The organism is Bacillus sp. FSL M8-0025 (assembly GCF_037975475.1).
Classification (GTDB): Bacteria; Bacillota; Bacilli; order Bacillales; family Bacillaceae; genus Bacillus; species Bacillus subtilis.
In genome coordinates this window covers 1-21,985 of record NZ_CP150258.1, presented here as the reverse complement: position 1 = coordinate 21,985, position 21,985 = coordinate 1, and the positions used below count along the sequence as shown (strand labels likewise).

General features: G+C 44.6%; 13 protein-coding genes, 3 tRNA genes, 3 rRNA genes and 1 other annotated feature. Of the genes, 1 reads left to right on the top strand and 18 read right to left on the bottom strand.

Features of this window, described 5'->3' with window-relative positions; all coding sequences use genetic code 11:
* Positions 1–71: 71 nt before the first annotated feature.
* From MKX38_RS00095 to guaB, 6 genes are all read right to left on the bottom strand, one after another.
* Positions 72–164, bottom strand: a tRNA-Ser gene (locus tag MKX38_RS00095).
* Between the two features lie 134 nt (positions 165–298).
* Positions 299–1,576, bottom strand: a complete 1,278-nt coding sequence (gene serS, locus MKX38_RS00090; protein WP_015253023.1) for a serine--tRNA ligase — start codon at positions 1,574–1,576, stop codon at positions 299–301.
* Between the two features lie 56 nt (positions 1,577–1,632).
* Positions 1,633–1,845 (bottom strand) — a binding site (T-box leader).
* 52 nt (positions 1,846–1,897) lie between these two features.
* Positions 1,898–2,488: a pyridoxal 5'-phosphate synthase glutaminase subunit PdxT gene (gene pdxT, locus MKX38_RS00085; RefSeq protein WP_120027691.1), complete on the bottom strand. Its 591-nt coding sequence runs from the start codon at positions 2,486–2,488 to the stop codon at positions 1,898–1,900.
* Positions 2,489–2,509: 21 nt separating this feature from the next.
* Complete coding sequence (pdxS, locus tag MKX38_RS00080; protein WP_003247145.1) at positions 2,510–3,394, bottom strand: pyridoxal 5'-phosphate synthase lyase subunit PdxS; 885 nt, start codon at positions 3,392–3,394, stop codon at positions 2,510–2,512.
* Between the two features lie 196 nt (positions 3,395–3,590).
* A complete protein-coding gene (gene dacA / locus MKX38_RS00075; RefSeq protein ID WP_015482683.1) occupies positions 3,591–4,922 on the bottom strand; it encodes a D-alanyl-D-alanine carboxypeptidase in 1,332 nt (443 codons plus the stop codon).
* 152 nt (positions 4,923–5,074) lie between these two features.
* Entirely contained in the window at positions 5,075–6,541 is a 1,467-nt protein-coding gene (gene guaB / locus MKX38_RS00070) for an IMP dehydrogenase (RefSeq protein ID WP_003226803.1), read from the bottom strand.
* Between the two features lie 120 nt (positions 6,542–6,661).
* Here guaB and MKX38_RS00065 point away from each other — a divergent pair, with 120 nt between their 5' ends.
* Entirely contained in the window at positions 6,662–7,609 is a 948-nt protein-coding gene (locus MKX38_RS00065) for a YaaC family protein (RefSeq protein WP_339188269.1), read from the top strand.
* 39 nt (positions 7,610–7,648) lie between these two features.
* On the opposite strand, the gene rrf is transcribed toward MKX38_RS00065, so the two are convergent.
* From rrf to dnaA, 12 genes are all read right to left on the bottom strand, one after another.
* Positions 7,649–7,764: ribosomal RNA gene (gene rrf / locus MKX38_RS00060) — 5S ribosomal RNA — on the bottom strand.
* 55 nt (positions 7,765–7,819) lie between these two features.
* Positions 7,820–10,747 (bottom strand): 23S ribosomal RNA (locus MKX38_RS00055).
* A gap of 81 nt (positions 10,748–10,828) precedes the next feature.
* A tRNA-Ala gene (locus MKX38_RS00050) sits at positions 10,829–10,904 on the bottom strand.
* 11 nt (positions 10,905–10,915) lie between these two features.
* Positions 10,916–10,992: transfer RNA gene (locus MKX38_RS00045), tRNA-Ile, on the bottom strand.
* A gap of 102 nt (positions 10,993–11,094) precedes the next feature.
* Positions 11,095–12,644 (bottom strand): 16S ribosomal RNA (locus MKX38_RS00040).
* The 16S, 23S and 5S rRNA genes sit together here with 2 tRNA genes alongside, the layout of an rRNA operon.
* Positions 12,645–12,933: 289 nt before the next feature.
* A complete protein-coding gene (gyrA, locus tag MKX38_RS00035; RefSeq protein ID WP_014475555.1) occupies positions 12,934–15,399 on the bottom strand; it encodes a DNA topoisomerase (ATP-hydrolyzing) subunit A in 2,466 nt (821 codons plus the stop codon).
* A gap of 210 nt (positions 15,400–15,609) precedes the next feature.
* Positions 15,610–17,526 carry a DNA topoisomerase (ATP-hydrolyzing) subunit B gene (gene gyrB, locus MKX38_RS00030; protein WP_003226808.1) on the bottom strand — a complete coding sequence of 639 codons (1,917 nt, stop codon included), beginning with the start codon at positions 17,524–17,526 and terminating at the stop codon, positions 15,610–15,612.
* 54 nt (positions 17,527–17,580) lie between these two features.
* Positions 17,581–17,826, bottom strand: coding sequence for an extracellular matrix regulator RemB (remB, locus tag MKX38_RS00025; protein WP_003219266.1), 246 nt, complete (start codon positions 17,824–17,826; stop codon positions 17,581–17,583).
* A gap of 17 nt (positions 17,827–17,843) precedes the next feature.
* Positions 17,844–18,956: a DNA replication/repair protein RecF gene (recF, locus tag MKX38_RS00020; protein ID WP_043858426.1), complete on the bottom strand. Its 1,113-nt coding sequence runs from the start codon at positions 18,954–18,956 to the stop codon at positions 17,844–17,846.
* 15 nt (positions 18,957–18,971) lie between these two features.
* Positions 18,972–19,187, bottom strand: coding sequence for a ribosome maturation protein RlbA (gene rlbA / locus MKX38_RS00015; protein WP_003226810.1), 216 nt, complete (start codon positions 19,185–19,187; stop codon positions 18,972–18,974).
* Positions 19,188–19,317: 130 nt separating this feature from the next.
* Positions 19,318–20,454 (bottom strand): DNA polymerase III subunit beta, encoded by a 1,137-nt coding sequence (gene dnaN, locus MKX38_RS00010; protein ID WP_003226811.1) that lies wholly within the window; start codon positions 20,452–20,454, stop codon positions 19,318–19,320.
* Between the two features lie 190 nt (positions 20,455–20,644).
* A complete protein-coding gene (gene dnaA, locus MKX38_RS00005) occupies positions 20,645–21,985 on the bottom strand; it encodes a chromosomal replication initiator protein DnaA (RefSeq protein ID WP_003242674.1) in 1,341 nt (446 codons plus the stop codon).

Below are 21,985 nucleotides of genomic sequence, written 5' to 3'. Positions count from 1 at the left end.
CGCCGCACCGAATGCAACGGACAAAACAATCTCCAATATATGCTTGTGTTTCATTAGAATTAAAATCAATATGGCGGAGGAAGAGGGATTCGAACCCCCGCGGGCTTTGACACCCCTGTCGGTTTTCAAGACCGATCCCTTCAGCCGGACTTGGGTATTCCTCCGTATCGACAAGACTTACTATATCACGTATGTTCTCGTGTGGTCAAGCATTTTTAAAAACTTTTTTTGTTTTTATAAAAATGCCATGTTTACATAAGCAAAAAGGCGCACCTTGTCAGGCACGCCTTTCCATAATTTACGGTTTTATTACTTCTCTATTCCCCATATAAGGACGAAGCACTTTCGGAATCACAACGCTTCCGTCTTCCTGCTGATAATTTTCTAAGATTGCGGCAACTGTTCTTCCAACCGCCAGTCCTGAACCGTTCAGTGTGTGTACATGCTCAGGCTTGCCTTTCGCTTCACGTCTGAAACGAATATTCGCACGTCTCGCCTGGAACGCTTCGAAGTTGCTGCAAGAAGAGATTTCTCGATATGTGTCTTGGCTTGGAATCCAAACTTCGATATCGTATTTTTTCGCAGCCGTAAAGCCTAAGTCACCCGTACACATGCTCATGACACGGTATGGAAGCTCAAGCAGCTGAAGAACCCGTTCTGCTTGGTTTGTAAGCTTCTCTAATTCTTCATAAGAATCTTCAGGCTTCACAAACTTTACAAGCTCAACTTTATTAAATTGGTGCTGACGAATTAATCCGCGTGTGTCACGTCCTGCTGAACCAGCTTCAGAACGGAAGCAAGCACTGAATGCCGCATAGTTGATCGGCAGGCTGTCACCTGAAAGGATTTCATCGCGATGCATGTTTGTAATCGGCACTTCCGCCGTTGGAATTAAGAAATAATCTTCTTCTCTGATTTTAAATGCATCCTCTTCAAATTTAGGAAGCTGTCCTGTTCCCGTCATGCTTGCGCGGTTTACCATATATGGCGGGATCACTTCAGTGTAGTTATACTCATCCACATGCAGATCAAGCATAAAGTTATAAAGCGCACGCTCCAGACGAGCACCTAAGCCTTTATAGAACACGAAACGGCTTCCTGTTACTTTGGCAGCACGTTCAAAATCCAGAATACCCAGCTCATCCGCAATATCCCAGTGCGGCTTCGGCTCATAAGCAAATGAAGGCTTTTCACCCCATTTACGCACTTCTACGTTGTCGTCTTCTGTTTCACCGACAGGTACAGACTCATGCGGAATATTCGGGATTGAGAGAAGGATTGTATCAAGCTCAGCTTCCACTGTTCGCAATTCTTCATCAAGCTTTTTAATTTCCTCGCCGACTTCACGCATTTCTTTAATAATGTGATCCGCGTCTTTTTTCTCACGCTTCAGCACAGCGACCTGCTGAGAAACTTCATTTCGTTTTCCTTTTAACTCTTCAACCTTGCCGATGAGCTCTCTTCGTCTATCATCCAGCGCCTCAAACTTATCAAAATCAGTTAAGTCTTCGCCTTTGTGTACAAGCTTTGCTTTAATTTCTTGAAAATTTGCTCTCAGCATTTTCGTATCAAGCATGCGAAACACTCCTTTTTTTATTGATTTGTCGAAAATAAAAAGAGCCCTCATCCCCATAAAGGGACGAGAGCTCTCGCGTTGCCACCCTGATTGAAAACAAATCAAAGACTCGTTTTCCACTTTCAAACATAACGGTTATCCCGTAAATGCCTACTTGTTTCAGCATTTCGCTCAAGGATGGATTCAGACAGCATCTTTCACCGATTCGCACCAACCATCGGCTCTCTTAGAAAGAGAGGCTCCCTACTAGTTCCTATCAACGCTTTTCGATCTTTATTTGTGCTTATAATGTACTATAAGTTTCCACAGCTTTCAACTGTTTTATACAAGTGCCTTTTGCTTGTATTCCTTAACCATTTCAACAAACAGCTGTGTTACTCGGTGATCTTCTGTCAGCTCCGGATGGAATGAGCAGCCAAGGAATTGCCCCTGTTTCGCGGCTACAATACGACCATTATGCTCCGATAGAACTTCAACATTTTCACCAGCTTCTAAAATATGCGGAGCACGGATGAATACCCCTGTAAAAGGCTCGTCCAAGCCTTTAATTGTTAAATCAGCTTCAAAGCTGTCAACCTGCCGGCCAAATGAATTACGTTCTACAACCACATTCAGAAGACCTAAATGAGGATTATCTGAACCGGCAATTTCTTTTGCTAATATAATTAATCCGGCACATGTTCCAAACATCGGTTTGCCCTGAGCAGCGAATTCACGAAGCGGCTCCATGAATTGATACGTATCGATCAAACGGCGCATCGTCGTGCTCTCACCGCCCGGCAAAATCAACCCGTCAACTTCGTTCAGCTGCTCCGGACGTTTTACGACAAGACCAGCCGCGCCGCATGCTTCAATCGCATGGATGTGCTCTCTAACTGCTCCTTGAAGTCCTAGTACACCTATTGTTAACATGTCAGCAGCGCTCCTATGTTCTTACCAGCCGCGTTCTTGCATACGCTGTTCTGGAAGTAAGTTTGAGATTTCAATCCCTTTCATTGCAGTACCAAGCTCTTTTGATAGCTCAGCGATCAATTTGTAATCAGTAAAGTGAGTTGTTGCTTCCACAATTGCTTTCGCAAATTTAGCAGGGTTGTCTGATTTGAAAATACCAGAACCAACAAATACTCCGTCAGCACCGAGCTGCATCATGAGAGCAGCATCAGCTGGAGTTGCTACGCCGCCAGCGGCAAAGTTAACGACAGGAAGCTTGCCGTCTTTTTTAATTTGAAGAAGAAGCTCGTAAGGAGCACCTAGGTTTTTCGCTTCTGTCATTAGCTCATCCTCACTCATCGCAACTACTTTGCGCACTTGAGCGTTAACTTTGCGCATATGGCGAACAGCCTCAACAATATTACCTGTTCCAGGCTCACCTTTTGTGCGAAGCATAGAAGCACCTTCCGCAATACGGCGTGTTGCTTCACCAAGATCACGGCAGCCACAGACAAAAGGAACTGTATATTCATTTTTATTTAAATGAAATTCTTCGTCAGCCGGCGTCAGAACTTCACTTTCATCAATATAGTCAACACCCATAGCTTCAAGCACACGCGCTTCAACAATATGTCCGATACGCGCTTTTGCCATTACCGGGATAGATACTGCATTCATTACTTCTTCCACGATTGTAGGGTCAGCCATACGGGCAACTCCTCCAGCCGCGCGAATATCTGCTGGCACACGTTCTAGCGCCATTACAGCGACAGCTCCAGCTTCTTCAGCGATTTTCGCTTGTTCCGCATTGATGACGTCCATGATGACGCCGCCTTTTTGCATTTCTGCCATTCCGCGTTTTACACGTTCAGTACCTGTTTGAGCCATTTCTTGGTCCCCCTAATCAAGGTATAGTTATATGATTTCTAATTCTTATTGTATCTTAGAAATCCAATAATTCATATGGATATATACTATTTTATTCGGTTTTTAGCGCTTTGAAAATCATTTTTTATTAAAAATTGGGTTTTTTCAGTATATTACGCGAAAGAGCCCTAACATCCATCAGAGCTCTTTCAATTGATTAAAACCAGCCGGTTACCGTATCAACAATGCTTCCCCAAATTCCGGCAAAAAATCCGCCGATACTGCGCATTGTCAAAACAAACCAGTTTGCTTTTTCTACATTTTCTTTTGTAACAAGGTCTACGCCAGCCAGATCGCTGTTAAGGAATCCGTAATCCTTTTCATCACCTGTGTATTCCGCAGTCAGCTTCCCAACCTTGGTTCCTTTTTTCACAGGAGCAGTTAAGTTGTCTTTATTCAGTGTGACCTTCGCTTTGTAATTCTTTTCTTCACCATTTTTGACAGGAAGAGAGAACGCCTTGTTTGTCACAATGCCTACTTCTTTCTCTTTACCCTTATCAACTGAAATTGTTTTATGGCCTTTTACTTGATCGCCTTCAGCATAAATTTCTTTCATGGAGAAATTGTCGAAAGCATAATCAAACATTTTTTTCGTTTCATCGAAACGGCCTGTATGAAGGTTGCCCTTTGCGTTTAATACAACAGTGATGACACGCATACCGTTACGTTCAGCTGTTCCTGTAAAGCATGAACCCGCAGAGTCAGTAGAACCTGTTTTCAGTCCGTCTACAGTCGCTTTTTTATACTCGCTGACAAGCCCCTTCAGCATAAAATTCCAGTTCGGCATGTCCATTTCATCATCGGTGCCTTCTCTGAATTTCGTTTTGGCGATACTGGAAGTCTCCAGTATCTCAGGGTAATCAGTAATCAAGTGATCCGCAAGAATCGCCATATCCTTTGCAGAAACTTCACTTTCTTCATTTACGCTTGTCCCCTCAGGCTGATGCCCGTGAAGATCTTTGTTTTCAAGACCTGTTGCGTTAACAAATTTGTAATCTGTTAAGCCTAGTTCTTTTGCTTTTGCATTCATTTTTTCAACAAACTTAGTTTCAGAACCGGCAACGATTTCTGCAATCGCAATAGCAGCAGCATTTGCAGAATAAATTGCTGTAGCTTGATATAATTCTTTTACTGTGTATTTCCCGTCTTTCCGAAGAGGAACGTTTGATAAGCTGTTATCTTGGGAAATTTCATACACATAGTCATCAGGCGTATAGGTTTGGTCCCATTTCACTTTACCTTGATCAATTGCTTCCAATAACAGATACTCTGTCATCATTTTTGTCATACTCGCAATTGGCAGTCTCTTATCTGCATTTTTACTGTAAAGAATTTTACCTGAAGAAGCTTCGATCATAATAGCAGCAGATGCATTGATATCAATTGGATCGCTGGCTGCTTTTGCTTTTGACATTGGAGCCAGACACGTGACAGCTAGAGTTAACACAACCAATGACATCAGTAGCTGTTTACATTTCTTGATGTTCAATCGTACGACCTCCGTATTTCATTTTCTTCATCTATAATTAAGCCGTTAAGGACATTTTCAATGCACAACAGTATAAATTTTATCATAATCAGTATAAAAAAAATAGACAGAGTCAGAGACCCTGTCAAATGTTTTTAATTTGTAACAATTTATTATGAAATTGTATAGTTAGGTGATTCTTTTGTAATCTGTACGTCATGCGGATGGCTTTCGCGAAGTCCTGCGCCTGTCATGCGAATGAACTGAGCTTCTTCTCTTAGCGCACGCAGATCTTTGGACCCGCAATACCCCATACCAGAACGAAGGCCTCCGACTAGCTGATAAACGGTTTCTTCAACTGGTCCTTTGTAAGGTGTGCGTCCTTCAATTCCTTCAGGAACAAATTTTTTGTTTTCTTCTTGGAAGTAACGGTCTTTACTTCCTTTTTCCATTGCAGCAACTGATCCCATGCCGCGGTATACCTTAAATCTTCTGCCTTGGTAGATTTCAGTTTCACCAGGGCTTTCTGATGTGCCTGCAAGCAAGCTTCCGAGCATAACAGCATGTCCGCCGGCTGCCAATGCTTTAGTGATATCGCCAGAGAATTTAATCCCACCGTCGGCGATGATTGTTTTGCCGTGTTTTCTTGCTTCAGTCGCACAATCATAAATTGCTGTAATTTGCGGAACACCCACGCCGGCTACAACACGTGTAGTACAAATTGAACCAGGCCCTATTCCAACTTTGACAACGTCTGCTCCAGCTTCGATAAGCGCTCTTGTCGCTTCAGCTGTTGCCACGTTTCCAGCAATAATGTTTAATTCGGGATACGTTTCACGGATTTTTGTGACTGTGTTTAAAACGCCTTGAGAGTGTCCGTGAGCTGTATCGATAACAATCACATCAACATTGGCTTCAACAAGCTTTTTGACGCGAGTCATTGTATCGCCAGTTACACCAACTGCCGCGCCAACGATCAGGCGGCCGTGAATGTCTTTAGATGAGTTCGGGAACTCAATGACTTTTTCAATGTCTTTAATTGTGATAAGACCTTTTAATTTATTCTGGTCATCTACGAGAGGAAGCTTTTCAATTTTATGTTTCTGCAAAATCTTTTCAGCTTCATCCAGAGTAGTTCCTACAGATGCAGTAACTAGCTCTTCTTTCGTCATGACGTCGCTGATTTTCATTGAGTAGTCAGAAATAAAACGAAGGTCACGGTTTGTTATAATTCCAACAAGCTTCTGGTCTTCTTCGTTATTTACAATCGGAACACCGGAAATTCTGTATTTCCCCATCAAATGCTCCGCATCAAATACTTGGTGATCAGGAGTTAAAAAGAAGGGATTTGTGATAACGCCGCGCTCAGAACGCTTTACTTTATCAACTTGTTCAGCCTGCTGTTCAATGGACATATTTTTGTGAATGATGCCCAAGCCGCCCTGTCTTGCCATTGCAATTGCCATTGCTGATTCTGTTACAGTGTCCATACCTGCGCTGATGACAGGAATATTTAGCTTTAACGTTTTTGTAAGTTCTACAGATAAATCCACATCACGCGGAAGTACCTCAGACTTTGCTGGTACAAGCAGCACATCGTCGAACGTTAAGCCTTCTTTTGAAAATTTACTTTCCCACATTAGTAAATCCCCCTCTTTTCGGCAAAATATTATATGTAGATTATCAACTAGCCAAGAGCATGTCAAGGAAGCGGGAAAGAGTTGAAATATTTAGATAACGGAAAGGATTAAGAAATATACATGACATATCATGAGTGGAAAGACTTAGCGCTATTTTACTCCGTTGAATCAACCCAGAAATTTCTAGAAAAGGTTTATATCTTAAACGGTATTAACGATGCGAAAAAAAACTCTTTTAAAAACAGTGAACGGTTTATTTATTTCTTAAAGCATGCCGAATCGTTTTATAAACAAGCCGCATATTCTCCCTTAGAAATCAAACCGATTCTTTTATTTTATGGAATGGCACAGCTTATCAAAGCATGCTTAATTACACGTGATCCTCATTATCCAAGCCATACATCAGTACTGGCACATGGCGTAACAACAAGAAAACGAAAGAAACAAAATTATTGTTTTAGCGACGATGAAGTGAAAATACAACGGAATGGCCTATGCGTACATTTTATGAAACATTTATTCGGACAATCGGATATAGTAGATGAACGGTATACCATGAAAAAATTATTAATGGCCATTCCAGAACTTAGCGATATTTTCTACTTTCAGCAGAAAGAAAGATTTATGACAAAAGTTGAGAAGGATAAGAACGAAATTTTTGTACCGGAGGAAGTAGTAATCAATTACAAAATGTCTGATTCAAGGTTTGCTGAATACATGTCCCATCATTATCAATGGTCTTTTACAAAAAAAAATGAACACGGGCTGCTGTTCGAAATTTCACCACAAGACAAGGAGCCATGGACATCGACCAGCTTATTGTTTGACATGGAAAAGAACCAATATTATATCCCTTCTCAAAGGGAGCAATTTCTGAGGCTTCCCGAAATGACAATTCATTATTTGATTTTGTACAACGTTGGGATGATTGCAAGGTATGAAACAGAATGGTGGTATGAGTTATTAACACAGCATATAAGTGATGACTACGTGTTAATTCAGCAGTTTTTATTAGTATCAGAAAATAAATTCCCTAAATACGCTTCACAGTTTCTTCTTCATTTTTAACAAACAAAAAACCCAGCTCAATGAGCTGGGTTTAAGCTTGCTTGGCGGCGTCCTACTCTCACAGGGGGAAACCCCCGACTACCATCGGCGCTGAAGAGCTTAACTTCCGTGTTCGGTATGGGAACGGGTGTGACCTCTTCGCTATCGCCACCAAACAAATTGAGAGTGTTCTCTCAAAACTAGATAACAGGTGTGACATCATTCAAAAATATGGTTAAGTCCTCGATCGATTAGTATCTGTCAGCTCCATGTGTCGCCACACTTCCACCTCAGACCTATCAACCTGATCATCTTTCAGGGATCTTACTTCCTTGCGGAATGGGAAATCTCATCTTGAGGGGGGCTTCATGCTTAGATGCTTTCAGCACTTATCCCGTCCGCACATAGCTACCCAGCGATGCCCTTGGCAGAACAACTGGTACACCAGCGGTGCGTCCATCCCGGTCCTCTCGTACTAAGGACAGCTCCTCTCAAATTTCCTGCGCCCGCGACGGATAGGGACCGAACTGTCTCACGACGTTCTGAACCCAGCTCGCGTACCGCTTTAATGGGCGAACAGCCCAACCCTTGGGACCGACTACAGCCCCAGGATGCGATGAGCCGACATCGAGGTGCCAAACCTCCCCGTCGATGTGGACTCTTGGGGGAGATAAGCCTGTTATCCCCGGGGTAGCTTTTATCCGTTGAGCGATGGCCCTTCCATGCGGAACCACCGGATCACTAAGCCCGACTTTCGTCCCTGCTCGACTTGTAGGTCTCGCAGTCAAGCTCCCTTGTGCCTTTACACTCTGCGAATGATTTCCAACCATTCTGAGGGAACCTTTGGGCGCCTCCGTTACCTTTTAGGAGGCGACCGCCCCAGTCAAACTGCCCACCTGACACTGTCTCCCCGCCCGATAAGGGCGGCGGGTTAGAAGGTCAATACAGCCAGGGTAGTATCCCACCGATGCCTCCACCGAAGCTGGCGCTCCGGTTTCCAAGGCTCCTACCTATCCTGTACAAGCTGTACCAACATTCAATATCAGGCTGCAGTAAAGCTCCACGGGGTCTTTCCGTCCTGTCGCGGGTAACCTGCATCTTCACAGGTACTATAATTTCACCGAGTCTCTCGTTGAGACAGTGCCCAGATCGTTGCGCCTTTCGTGCGGGTCGGAACTTACCCGACAAGGAATTTCGCTACCTTAGGACCGTTATAGTTACGGCCGCCGTTTACTGGGGCTTCAATTCGCACCTTCGCTTACGCTAAGCGCTCCTCTTAACCTTCCAGCACCGGGCAGGCGTCAGCCCCTATACTTCGCCTTACGGCTTCGCAGAGACCTGTGTTTTTGCTAAACAGTCGCCTGGGCCTATTCACTGCGGCTCTCTCGGGCTTGCACCCTAACAGAGCACCCCTTCTCCCGAAGTTACGGGGTCATTTTGCCGAGTTCCTTAACGAGAGTTCTCTCGATCACCTTAGGATTCTCTCCTCGCCTACCTGTGTCGGTTTGCGGTACGGGCACCTCTCACCTCGCTAGAGGCTTTTCTTGGCAGTGTGGAATCAGGAACTTCGCTACTATATTTCGCTCGCCATCACAGCTCAGCCTTATGGGAAACGGATTTGCCTATTTCCCAGCCTAACTGCTTGGACGCGGATATCCAATACCGCGCTTACCCTATCCTCCTGCGTCCCCCCATTGCTCAAATGGTGAGGAGGTGGTACAGGAATATCAACCTGTTGTCCATCGCCTACGCCTTTCGGCCTCGGCTTAGGTCCCGACTAACCCTGAGCGGACGAGCCTTCCTCAGGAAACCTTAGGCATTCGGTGGAGGGGATTCTCACCCCTCTTTCGCTACTCATACCGGCATTCTCACTTCTAAGCGCTCCACCAGTCCTTCCGGTCTGGCTTCACAGCCCTTAGAACGCTCTCCTACCACTGTTCGAAGAACAGTCCGCAGCTTCGGTGATACGTTTAGCCCCGGTACATTTTCGGCGCAGAGTCACTCGACCAGTGAGCTATTACGCACTCTTTAAATGGTGGCTGCTTCTAAGCCAACATCCTGGTTGTCTAAGCAACTCCACATCCTTTTCCACTTAACGTATACTTTGGGACCTTAGCTGGCGGTCTGGGCTGTTTCCCTTTCGACTACGGATCTTATCACTCGCAGTCTGACTCCCAAGGATAAGTCATTGGCATTCGGAGTTTGACTGAATTCGGTAACCCGGTAGGGGCCCCTAGTCCAATCAGTGCTCTACCTCCAAGACTCTTACCTTGAGGCTAGCCCTAAAGCTATTTCGGAGAGAACCAGCTATCTCCAGGTTCGATTGGCATTTCACCCCTACCCACACCTCATCCCCGCACTTTTCAACGTGCGTGGGTTCGGGCCTCCATTCAGTGTTACCTGAACTTCACCCTGGACATGGGTAGATCACCTGGTTTCGGGTCTACGACCACGTACTCATGCGCCCTATTCAGACTCGCTTTCGCTGCGGCTCCGCATCTTCTGCTTAACCTTGCACGGGATCGTAACTCGCCGGTTCATTCTACAAAAGGCACGCCATCACCCGTTAACGGGCTCTGACTACTTGTAGGCACACGGTTTCAGGATCTCTTTCACTCCCCTTCCGGGGTGCTTTTCACCTTTCCCTCACGGTACTGGTTCACTATCGGTCACTAGGGAGTATTTAGCCTTGGGAGATGGTCCTCCCGGATTCCGACGGAATTTCACGTGTTCCGCCGTACTCAGGATCCACTCAGGAGAGAACGAAGTTTTGACTACAGGGCTGTTACCTCCTATGGCGGGCCTTTCCAGACCTCTTCATCTACCTCGTTCCTTTGTAACTCCGTACAGAGTGTCCTACAACCCCAAGAGGCAAGCCTCTTGGTTTGGGCTGATCCCGTTTCGCTCGCCGCTACTCAGGGAATCGCATTTGCTTTCTCTTCCTCCGGGTACTTAGATGTTTCAGTTCCCCGGGTCTGCCTTCTCATATCCTATGAATTCAGATATGGATACCACTCCATTACGAGTGGTGGGTTTCCCCATTCGGAAATCTCCGGATCAAAGCTTGCTTACAGCTCCCCGAAGCATATCGGTGTTCGTCCCGTCCTTCATCGGCTCCTAGTGCCAAGGCATCCACCGTGCGCCCTTTCTAACTTAACCGTTAAAAAGAATCACTATGTGATATCTTGTATTACTAATTGAATGTGATGTCTACTGTTATCTAGTTTTCAAAGAACACGTTGGTGGAGCCTAGCGGGATCGAACCGCTGACCTCCTGCGTGCAAAGCAGGCGCTCTCCCAGCTGAGCTAAGGCCCCGTTATATAAGATGGTGGGCCTGAGTGGACTCGAACCACCGACCTCACGCTTATCAGGCGTGCGCTCTAACCAGCTGAGCTACAGGCCCATCTTAACTTATTCAAGGAACAAAGTTCCTTCAAAACTAAACAAGACAGGGAACGTTCTGTTTATAAGACCCAAGGTCTTATATTCCGTATAATATCCTTAGAAAGGAGGTGATCCAGCCGCACCTTCCGATACGGCTACCTTGTTACGACTTCACCCCAATCATCTGTCCCACCTTCGGCGGCTGGCTCCTAAAAGGTTACCTCACCGACTTCGGGTGTTACAAACTCTCGTGGTGTGACGGGCGGTGTGTACAAGGCCCGGGAACGTATTCACCGCGGCATGCTGATCCGCGATTACTAGCGATTCCAGCTTCACGCAGTCGAGTTGCAGACTGCGATCCGAACTGAGAACAGATTTGTGGGATTGGCTTAACCTCGCGGTTTCGCTGCCCTTTGTTCTGTCCATTGTAGCACGTGTGTAGCCCAGGTCATAAGGGGCATGATGATTTGACGTCATCCCCACCTTCCTCCGGTTTGTCACCGGCAGTCACCTTAGAGTGCCCAACTGAATGCTGGCAACTAAGATCAAGGGTTGCGCTCGTTGCGGGACTTAACCCAACATCTCACGACACGAGCTGACGACAACCATGCACCACCTGTCACTCTGCCCCCGAAGGGGACGTCCTATCTCTAGGATTGTCAGAGGATGTCAAGACCTGGTAAGGTTCTTCGCGTTGCTTCGAATTAAACCACATGCTCCACCGCTTGTGCGGGCCCCCGTCAATTCCTTTGAGTTTCAGTCTTGCGACCGTACTCCCCAGGCGGAGTGCTTAATGCGTTAGCTGCAGCACTAAGGGGCGGAAACCCCCTAACACTTAGCACTCATCGTTTACGGCGTGGACTACCAGGGTATCTAATCCTGTTCGCTCCCCACGCTTTCGCTCCTCAGCGTCAGTTACAGACCAGAGAGTCGCCTTCGCCACTGGTGTTCCTCCACATCTCTACGCATTTCACCGCTACACGTGGAATTCCACTCTCCTCTTCTGCACTCAAGTTCCCCAGTTTCCAATGACCCTCCCCGGTTGAGCCGGGGGCTTTCACATCAGACTTAAGAAACCGCCTGCGAGCCCTTTACGCCCAATAATTCCGGACAACGCTTGCCACCTACGTATTACCGCGGCTGCTGGCACGTAGTTAGCCGTGGCTTTCTGGTTAGGTACCGTCAAGGTACCGCCCTATTCGAACGGTACTTGTTCTTCCCTAACAACAGAGCTTTACGATCCGAAAACCTTCATCACTCACGCGGCGTTGCTCCGTCAGACTTTCGTCCATTGCGGAAGATTCCCTACTGCTGCCTCCCGTAGGAGTCTGGGCCGTGTCTCAGTCCCAGTGTGGCCGATCACCCTCTCAGGTCGGCTACGCATCGTTGCCTTGGTGAGCCATTACCTCACCAACTAGCTAATGCGCCGCGGGTCCATCTGTAAGTGGTAGCCGAAGCCACCTTTTATGTTTGAACCATGCGGTTCAAACAACCATCCGGTATTAGCCCCGGTTTCCCGGAGTTATCCCAGTCTTACAGGCAGGTTACCCACGTGTTACTCACCCGTCCGCCGCTAACATCAGGGAGCAAGCTCCCATCTGTCCGCTCGACTTGCATGTATTAGGCACGCCGCCAGCGTTCGTCCTGAGCCAGGATCAAACTCTCCGATAAAGTAGTTTGACTGACTACGCACATCGCTGTGCGATTTTTAAAAACTGAATTAACAGGTACGTTTTGTCTTGTTTAGTTTTCAAAGAACTTTGTGCGCTTCTCTCGAAGCGACTACTTAATAATAACATTTTCAGTTAAATAGGTCAATACTTTTTTGAAAAAGTTTTTACTAGTCATAATGGTCATGTTTGTGTCTTTTAAAAGACAACAGAAATGATTATACCATAATTTTTATGACTGTAAAGGGTTATGACACAAAAAAGCGCAGCTATTTCAGCTGCGCTTTTTCTCACACTTCTTCTTGTTCTTCTTCATTCTCATCTTCTTCGTTTTTCTCTACTAAAGCTACTGTAGCAACATGCTCTTCTTCTGCCATTCTGATGAGACGCACACCTTGAGTGACACGTCCGGTGATGGAGATATCATTGATGTCCATTCTGATGAGTACGCCGCTAGCTGTAATAATCATTAGATCCTCTTCACCTTTAGTAGCTTTCACTGCTACTAGTTGACCGTTGTTCTCGGTGATTTTCGCTGTTTTGAGTCCTTTTCCGCCCCGGCTTTGGGTTCTGTACTCTTCAGCCGGAGTTCGTTTTCCGTACCCTTTTTCAGTTACGATAAGGACGTGTGATTCTTCCTCTAAAATTTCCATGCCGACAACAACGTCGTCATCCGTCAGGGTGATGCCTTTTACGCCCGCCGCAGTTCTTCCCATCTCCCGGACATCTGTTTCAGGGAAACGGATCAGTAAACCGTTTTTCGTTCCAATGATGATTTGTTTTGTGCCGTCAGTCAGACGTACACCCATCAGTTCATCATCTTCACGAAGACCCAGAGCGATTAGACCATTGTTGCGGATATTAGCGAATTGAGATAGCGATGTTCGTTTTGAAACCCCATGCTTTGTAGTGAAGAAAAGGTAAAGCTCCGCATTGAATTCCGTGACTGGAATAATCGCGTTGATCCACTCACCCTTTTCTACCTCCAGCAGGTTAATAATCGGGATTCCTTTTGCCGTTCTGCCGTATTCAGGGATTTCATACCCTTTTGCACGATACACTTTCCCCTTGTTCGAGAAGAAGAGAATCGTGTCATGAGTTGACGTAGAGATCAAATGTTCAACGAAATCATCTTCGTTTGTTCCCATACCTTGTACACCTTTTCCGCCCCGTTTTTGACTGCGGTAAGTTGATGCAGGAAGACGTTTGACGTATCCGTTGTGCGTCAGAGTAACTACGATATTTTCTCTCTCGATGAGATCTTCATCTTCAATTGTCTCCAGTCCGGAAGTGACGATCTCAGTACGTCTTTCATCGTTAAAACGCTCTTTGATTTCCGTGAGTTCTTCACGAATGATCTCAAGCACTTTATATTCATTTGCCAAGATGTCTTTTAGCTCTGCAATTAATTTAACAAGAGATTGGTATTCTTCTTCTATCTTTTCACGTTCCAGTCCCGTTAAACGCTGGAGCCTCATATCAAGGATCGCTTGTGCTTGCTTCTCTGTCAGTGAGAATTGTTCAATTAAACCTGTTCTCGCAATTTCAGCCGTTTGAGAATTACGGATAAGGGAGATAACTGCATCGAGATGATCCAGTGCAACTCTCAATCCTTCCAGGATATGAGCTCTCGCTTCCGCTTTACGCAATTCATAAGCAGTACGGCGTCTAATGACAACTTTTTGATGGTCGAGGTAATGCTCTAGGCATTGCTTAAGAGTTAAAACTTTCGGCTGGCCATCAACAAGTGCAAGCAGGTTGATGCCAAAAGATGTTTGTAGAGCAGTTTGTTTGTACAGATTGTTTAAGATGACATTTGCATTGGCGTCGCGTCTGATTTCAATGACAATTCTCATACCTGTACGATCTGACTCATCACGCAGATCTGTGATACCCTCTATCTTTTTGTCCCTTACGAGATCGGCAATTTTCTCAATTAATTTCGCCTTATTTACTTGGTAAGGTAACTCTGTAACGATAATTCTTTCTTTACCCGAAGATGTTTGTTCGATCTCAGCTTTTGCCCGGATCGTGATAGAGCCTCGGCCTGATTCGTATGCTTTCCGGATACCGCTGCGTCCCAAGATTTGACCCGCGGTCGGGAAATCAGGCCCTGGAATGACTTCCATAAGCTCTGGAATTGTAATGTCCGGATTCTCACTGACAGCAAGTACACCGTCAATGATTTCTCCCAGCTGGTGCGGAGGAATGTTTGTTGCCATACCTACCGCAATGCCGGCAGCACCGTTCACGAGCAGATTCGGGAACCTTGAAGGCATAACGACAGGTTCTCTTTCTGACCCGTCATAGTTATCCTGGTAATCGATTGTGTCTTTTGTGATGTCACGAAGAATCTCCATTGAGATTTTAGACATTCTTGCTTCTGTATAACGCATGGCCGCCGCTGAGTCTCCGTCAACAGAACCGAAGTTTCCGTGACCGTCAACGAGCATATAACGGTAGTTGAAATCCTGAGCCATTCTGACCATGGATTCATATACCGCTGAATCACCGTGCGGGTGGTATTTTCCGATAACTTCTCCAACGATACGCGCTGATTTTTTATAAGGCTTGTCACTTGTCATGCCTAAATCATTCATTGCATACAAAATCCGTCTATGAACCGGTTTTAAACCGTCTCGAACATCCGGAAGAGCACGGGACACGATAACGCTCATTGCATAATCCAAGAAGGACGTACGCATTTCCTGACTGATATTTATTTCACGAACTTGTGGTGTGTTTTGTTCACTCATTAAAAAACCTCCCTGAAGTATCACATGAAATATGTGGGAGTAGATTGTCCATTATGACCTTCAATACGATTTCACTATTCTCCATTATATCAATAAACTTATGATTATACACATTAAATTGCTAGAATATATAGGTACTGCAAGCATTGCTGCATCTGATCTTGTTCAGAAAAAAGCCTTATTTCTTATTGGAAATAAGGCTTTTTATGATTAGATGTCAAGATTTTTAACGTATCTCGCATTCGCTTCTATGAAGTTTCGGCGCGGTTCTACCTTGTCGCCCATAAGCATTTCAAAAGTCTCGTCCGCATCCATTGCATCTTCAAGAGTTACCTGAAGAAGTGTTCTGGAGCTAGGATCCATGGTTGTCTCCCATAGCTGGGTGGCATTCATTTCACCAAGACCTTTGTAACGCTGCAGTCCAGGCTTAGGCGTTTGAGGAAGAGTTTTTAACAGCTCTTCAAGCTCCTTGTCATTGTACGCATATTCAACGCGTTTCCCCTGTTGAACCTTGTAGAGCGGCGGCTGCGCAATGTACACGTAGCCATTTTCGATAATTTGGCGCATATATCTGTAAAAGAACGTTAACAGAAGTGTTCTGATGTGCGCGCCGTCAACATCGGCATCTGTCATAATGACAACTTTGTGGTAACGGGCTTTCTCAAGGTTGAAGTCTTCCCCGATGCCTGTGCCGAGCGCTGTGATCATAGAGCGAACTTCGTTGTTAGAAAGAATTTTATCCAGTCTGGCCTTTTCAACGTTTAGGATTTTACCTCTAAGCGGCAAAATGGCTTGGAAATGTCTGTCGCGTCCTTGTTTAGCAGATCCTCCGGCAGAGTCACCCTCTACGATATATAACTCGGAAATGCTCGGATCTTTTGAAGAGCAGTCCGCTAACTTACCGGGCAAGTTTGAAATTTCCAAAGCACTCTTACGGCGTGTTAGTTCACGCGCTTTTTTCGCAGCCATTCTTGCTCTTGCCGCCATTAAGCCTTTATCGACAATTTTTTTGGCTGCATCTGGATTTTCCAGCATAAATGTTTCCATCGCCGTAGAAAATAACGTATCGGTGATCGTCCGTGCTTCTGAGTTGCCCAGCTTTGTTTTCGTTTGGCCCTCAAACTGCGGATCAGGGTGTTTGATTGAAATAATCGCTGTCAGCCCTTCCCTTACGTCATCTCCGCTTAGGTTTGGATCATTTTCTTTAATAAGCCCTTTTTTTCTGGCGTAATCGTTGATAACACGAGTCAGGCCCGTTTTGAAGCCAGCTTCATGGGTACCGCCTTCGTACGTGTTAATGTTGTTTGTAAACGAGTAAATGTTGCTTGTGTAGCTGTCATTATATTGCAAAGCCACTTCAACCGTAATGCCGTCCTTTTCGCCTTCAATGTAAATCGGCTCTTCATGGACAACCTCTTTAGAGCGGTTTAAATACTCTACATAACTTTTAATTCCGCCTTCGTAATGGTATTCATTTTTGCGTTCTTGTCCTTCACGTTTATCCTCAATCGTGATGTTTACGCCCTTTGTTAAAAAGGCTAATTCACGCACGCGGTTGGCAAGCAGATCGTAATCATACTCGGTTGTTTCTGAGAAAATTTCAGGGTCCGGGACAAAATGTGTCGTCGTTCCTGTATGATCCGTTTCGCCAATGATTTCAAGGTCTGTAACCGGAACTCCGCGTTTATAGGTTTGGCGGTGAATTTTACCGTCACGGTGAACCGTCACATCAAGCTCTGTTGATAGTGCGTTTACGACAGACGCACCTACACCGTGTAATCCTCCGGATACTTTATAGCCGCTTCCGTCAAATTTTCCTCCGGCATGAAGTACCGTCATAATGACTTCTACCGCAGGACGGCCCATTTTTTCATGAATACCGACTGGAATACCGCGGCCATTATCTACAACCGTGATACTGTTGTCTTTTTCGATTTGGATATTGATATCCGTACAATAACCGGCGAGGGCTTCGTCAATACTATTGTCGACAATTTCCCATACCAGGTGGTGAAGGCCTTTGCTGTTTGTCGAACCGATATACATCCCCGGTCTTTTACGAACAGCTTCCAATCCTTCTAGTACCTGTATCTGATTTTCATCATAACTGTTTTGCTGCTGTTCCATAGCCACGTCATTCACCTACACTTTTCTAAACGATATATTCGTGATAAAAAATTTCTAAGAATCTATTTCAAACATAAATTGCGCACGTTTTTTTAATGTGCTGGAAGATAAGGGAGAGTAATATATATTCTGAACCGTGACTACGATAGATTTGGGCGTGCCGTTTACGGAAGGCACCACCTTGTGTTTCTGTTTTTTCAGAAATTCTTCAACAATAGGCGACATGTTGGCTTTAAAGTCAAAAATGCCGACAATATCTCGTGTTGAAACCACAAAGTCATCACCTAAATGAATATACAATTGCTCACCTCATTTCTTCACTTCACTAACGCACCATTTTGCACACGGAACATTCCTGCTTGACGTAAGGTTTCGTGATCAATGCCATCAACGCTTGTCGTTGTGACAAACGTTTGTACACGGCCTTGGATCGTATGAAGCAAGTGTGACTGGCGATAATCATCCAGTTCACTCAGTACATCATCCAATAGTAAAATGGGATATTCTCCGATTTCTTCATGGATCAGGTCAATCTCCGCCAGCTTAAGGGACAACGCCGTCGTTCGCTGCTGTCCTTGAGAACCATACGTCTGCACATCGCGTCCGTTCACATAGAAAAGAACATCATCGCGATGAGGCCCTGACAGCGTCACACCACGCTCAATTTCTTTTTCTCTTAATTTAGAAAACGCTTCTTGATAGCTATCTCCTATTTTCGACAAATCTAGGGGATCTGATACCTCAAGAGCTGTATGGTATTTCAGGGTCAGTTCTTCAAGCCCTCTTGAGATGCCTGCATGGATGGGCTGCGCCCATTTCTCGAGCTGTGCTGTAAACTGCAGGCGTTTTACGACGACTTTTGCTGCAACTTCTACAAGCTGATCGGTCAGAACATCGAGCATCGTCCGGTCAGTTTGTTTTCTTGTTTGCAGCTGTTTCAAAAAATGATTCCGCTGGGAAAGGATTTTCTGGTAAAGAGAAAGATCATGAAGGTAGACGAGAGAAACCTGTCCGATTTCCATGTCAAGAAACCGCCTTCTCACTTGAGGGCTTCCCTTTACAAGATTTAAATCTTCCGGCGCGAACATAATGGTGTTGAGGGCCCCGACATACTGGCTGAGCTTTTGCTGTTCAATATGATTGACCTTGCCCTTTTTACCCTTTTTGGAGATGACGAGCTGCATCGGGATCGCCCCGTTTTGCTTCATCACTCTTCCCTCTATTTTAGCATAGTCTTTGTCCCACCGTATAAGTTCTTTGTCATTTGATGTCCGGTGCGATTTCGCCATGGACAAGACATAGATCGCCTCCATGAGGTTTGTCTTCCCCTGGGCGTTTTCTCCGATGATCACATTTACTTTATTTTCAAATTGAAGTTCAGCATGGTCGTAGTTGCGGTAAGATGTCAGTTCTAAGTTCTGGATATACAATCAGTGTCACCCGCTTTAATTGACGACTTGAAATGAACCAAATCCTTCAATCTCTACCACATCTCCAACATACAGCTTTCTGCCCCGGCGGTTGTCCGGCTCATCGTTCACAAGCACTTCATGCTCGCTTAAAAACCACTTCGCCATACCGCCAGACTGAATCACATCGGCTAATTTTAAGAATTGTCCGAGTGTAATCATCTCTGTATCAATTGAAATCGGATTTGCCATTATATCGACCTCTTTCAAATATCACTAATATCTAATTGTACTAAAAAAAAACGAATTAGGGAAAGGGAAAACTTGTCGGAGCAGATACCGAATAGAAAAGCTGCCGACGGGTCGGCAGCAGTGTATCGGATTAATAGGTTCTGACAGGGAGGATAAGCTGTACAATCGTTTCATCATTCGGCGTGCGAATTAAGAAAGGTCTCATTGCGCCTGTAAAGCTTACGCGTATTTCTGCTCCTTCAAGCACCTTTAGTGCATCCAGCATATATTTTGGACTAAAAGAGATATTTAATTCCTCACCTTCAATTTGATCCGCAGCAATTGCTTCCACAACTTTACCGATTTCCGGGGAGTTGGAAGAAATTTCAATGGATTCAGCCGGTTTTGCGGACAGTTTTACAACGTTGTTGCGTCCCTCTCTAGCTAAAAGAGATGCACGATCAATGGCCTGAAGGAATTCTTTTGTGTTCACAATAATTTCTGTTTTGCTGTCTTGCGGAATCAGGCTGGTTGTGTCTGGATAATTCCCGTCCAGAAGCCGTGAGAAGAATAAGACGTTTTTCGCTTTAAACAGAACTTGGGTTTCTGTGATGACGATATCTACAAGTTCTTGGTTGTCATCTAAAATCTTGCTGAGTTCAGTTAAACTTTTTCCCGGAATCACGACGTTATAAGATCTGTCTTCTGGAATATCAAGTTTCGCCTTTCTTAATGCAAGACGGTGGCTATCCGTTGCAGTGCATAATAATTCACTTTGCTCCACTTTCCAGTTTACACCTGTCAAGATAGGGCGTGTTTCTGAGGTGGACACTGCAAATACTGTTTGTCTGATTAGATTTTTTAACAAATCAGTTGGGATCTGAATCGCATGATGCTCTTCAATCTGCGGCAAGTGCGGATACTCATCAGCATCCAGTCCGTTTAGATTAAATTCAGCTTTACCAGAACGGATAATCGTCAAATACTGATTTTGGACTTCGATTTCTACAGTTGCCATCGGCAATTTTTTTACAATTTCACTAAAGAAGCGAGCCTGTAAAACGATGCTTCCGGGCTGTTCAATAGTGACAATTTCTTTATCTCCTTCTTCTTTTGGAATGAAGGATTCAATAGAAATATCTGAGTCACTCCCTGTAAAGGATACTCCATCATCTGATGCAACAATTTTAATACCAGTCAGAATGGGAATCGTGGTTCTGGATGAAACTGCTTTTAATACATCTTGGACACTTTCAACAAGACGATCTTTTTGAATCGTGAATTTCATTTTTATCCTCCTAACGGATAATGTATTAATATATATATATTTATAAAAAATAGTAGAAGTAATAGTAGGGCCTGTGGATTTGTGGATAAGTTGTGAAAAAGACAGGAAACACAGCCTATCCACATGTGGACAGACTGTGTATGACTTCCGAAAAGTTATTCACACTTTCCCCGATTGATCCCCGGTCCTGCTATTTAAGCTGTTCTTTAATTTCTTTTACATGCTGCTGAAGCTGTTCATCATCTGCCAGCAGTTTTGAAATTTTTTCATGCGCATGAATAACGGTCGTATGATCACGTCCTCCAAACTCTTCACCGATTTTAGGAAGAGAGGAATCAGTCATTTCCCTTGATAAGTACATGGCGATTTGACGCGGAAAAGCTACTGACTTTGTCCGTTTTTTTGCTTTGAAATCCTCGAGTTTAATATTAAATTGCTGGCCTACTACCCTCTGAATTTCTTTTATCGTAATGACTTTCGGTTTTGAGGAAGGAATAATATCTTTCAACGCCTCAGCGGCCAGATCAGCATTAATATCTTTATTAATTAAAGATGAATAAGCGACAACTCTGATTAATGCTCCTTCGAGTTCCCGAATATTGCTGTCGATTTGATTCGCGATGTAAAGCATAACCTCGTTCGGAATATCGAGGCCTTCTGCTTTGGCTTTTTTTCTTAAAATCGCAATTCTCGTTTCTAGATCAGGCGGTGTGATATCTGTAATAAGTCCCCATTCAAAACGTGAGCGCAATCTGTCCTCAAGTGTCGGAATTTCCTTTGGCGGTCGATCACTTGAAATGACGATTTGTTTGCTTTCTTCGTGCAATGTGTTAAATGTATGGAAAAATTCTTCCTGGGTTTGTTCTTTCCCCGCTAAAAATTGAATATCATCTATCAAAAGCACATCAACATTTCGATAGCGATTGCGGAAGTCGACGGCTTTATTATCTCGGATAGAGTTGATGAATTCGTTTGTAAATTTCTCAGAAGACAGATAAACCACTTTGGCAGAAGGATTATGATCTATTACATAATGGCCGATCGCATGCATTAAGTGCGTTTTCCCTAAGCCGACGCCCCCATAGATAAATAAAGGGTTGTAAGCTTTCGCGGGTGCTTCCGCTACTGCGAGGGAAGCAGCGTGTGCAAATCGGTTTCCAGATCCGATGACAAAAGTATCAAAAGTATATTTTGGATTGAGCATATTTTGAGGAAAATCAGATGTATCTTCTTTGACCGCTTTTTTGACTTGCGGTTTCGGCATAAAGTCCTCAACATCTTGATTTTGAGGAATGACAAACTTAATGCTCAATTCTTCCCCGGTTAATTCATATATAGTATCTGCAATCAGATGCAAGTATCTGGACTCCAGCCAGTCTCTGGCAAATTCATTGGGAGCCGTGATTGTTAATGTATCGCCTTGCAGTGAGTGGGCTTTGGTTGACTTCATCCAAGTCTCAAAACTCGGTTTGCTCAACTTTTTTTCGATTTGAGCAAGGGCTTGGTTCCACAGGTCTAATATATTTTCCAT

What these genes read in the sequence shown, in the direction of transcription:
- MKX38_RS00065 (WP_339188269.1), top strand. Translation starts at nt 6,662, where the DNA reads ATGACATATCATGAGTGGAAAGACTTAGCGCTATTTTACTCCGTTGAA.
- gyrA (WP_014475555.1), bottom strand. Translation starts at nt 15,399, where the DNA reads ATGAGTGAACAAAACACACCACAAGTTCGTGAAATAAATATCAGTCAG.
- dnaA (WP_003242674.1), bottom strand. Translation starts at nt 21,985, where the DNA reads ATGGAAAATATATTAGACCTGTGGAACCAAGCCCTTGCTCAAATCGAA.
- rlbA (WP_003226810.1), bottom strand. Translation starts at nt 19,187, where the DNA reads ATGGCAAATCCGATTTCAATTGATACAGAGATGATTACACTCGGACAA.
- gyrB (WP_003226808.1), bottom strand. Translation starts at nt 17,526, where the DNA reads ATGGAACAGCAGCAAAACAGTTATGATGAAAATCAGATACAGGTACTA.
- guaB (WP_003226803.1), bottom strand. Translation starts at nt 6,541, where the DNA reads ATGTGGGAAAGTAAATTTTCAAAAGAAGGCTTAACGTTCGACGATGTG.
- pdxS (WP_003247145.1), bottom strand. Translation starts at nt 3,394, where the DNA reads ATGGCTCAAACAGGTACTGAACGTGTAAAACGCGGAATGGCAGAAATG.
- serS (WP_015253023.1), bottom strand. Translation starts at nt 1,576, where the DNA reads ATGCTTGATACGAAAATGCTGAGAGCAAATTTTCAAGAAATTAAAGCA.
- pdxT (WP_120027691.1), bottom strand. Translation starts at nt 2,488, where the DNA reads ATGTTAACAATAGGTGTACTAGGACTTCAAGGAGCAGTTAGAGAGCAC.
- dnaN (WP_003226811.1), bottom strand. Translation starts at nt 20,454, where the DNA reads ATGAAATTCACGATTCAAAAAGATCGTCTTGTTGAAAGTGTCCAAGAT.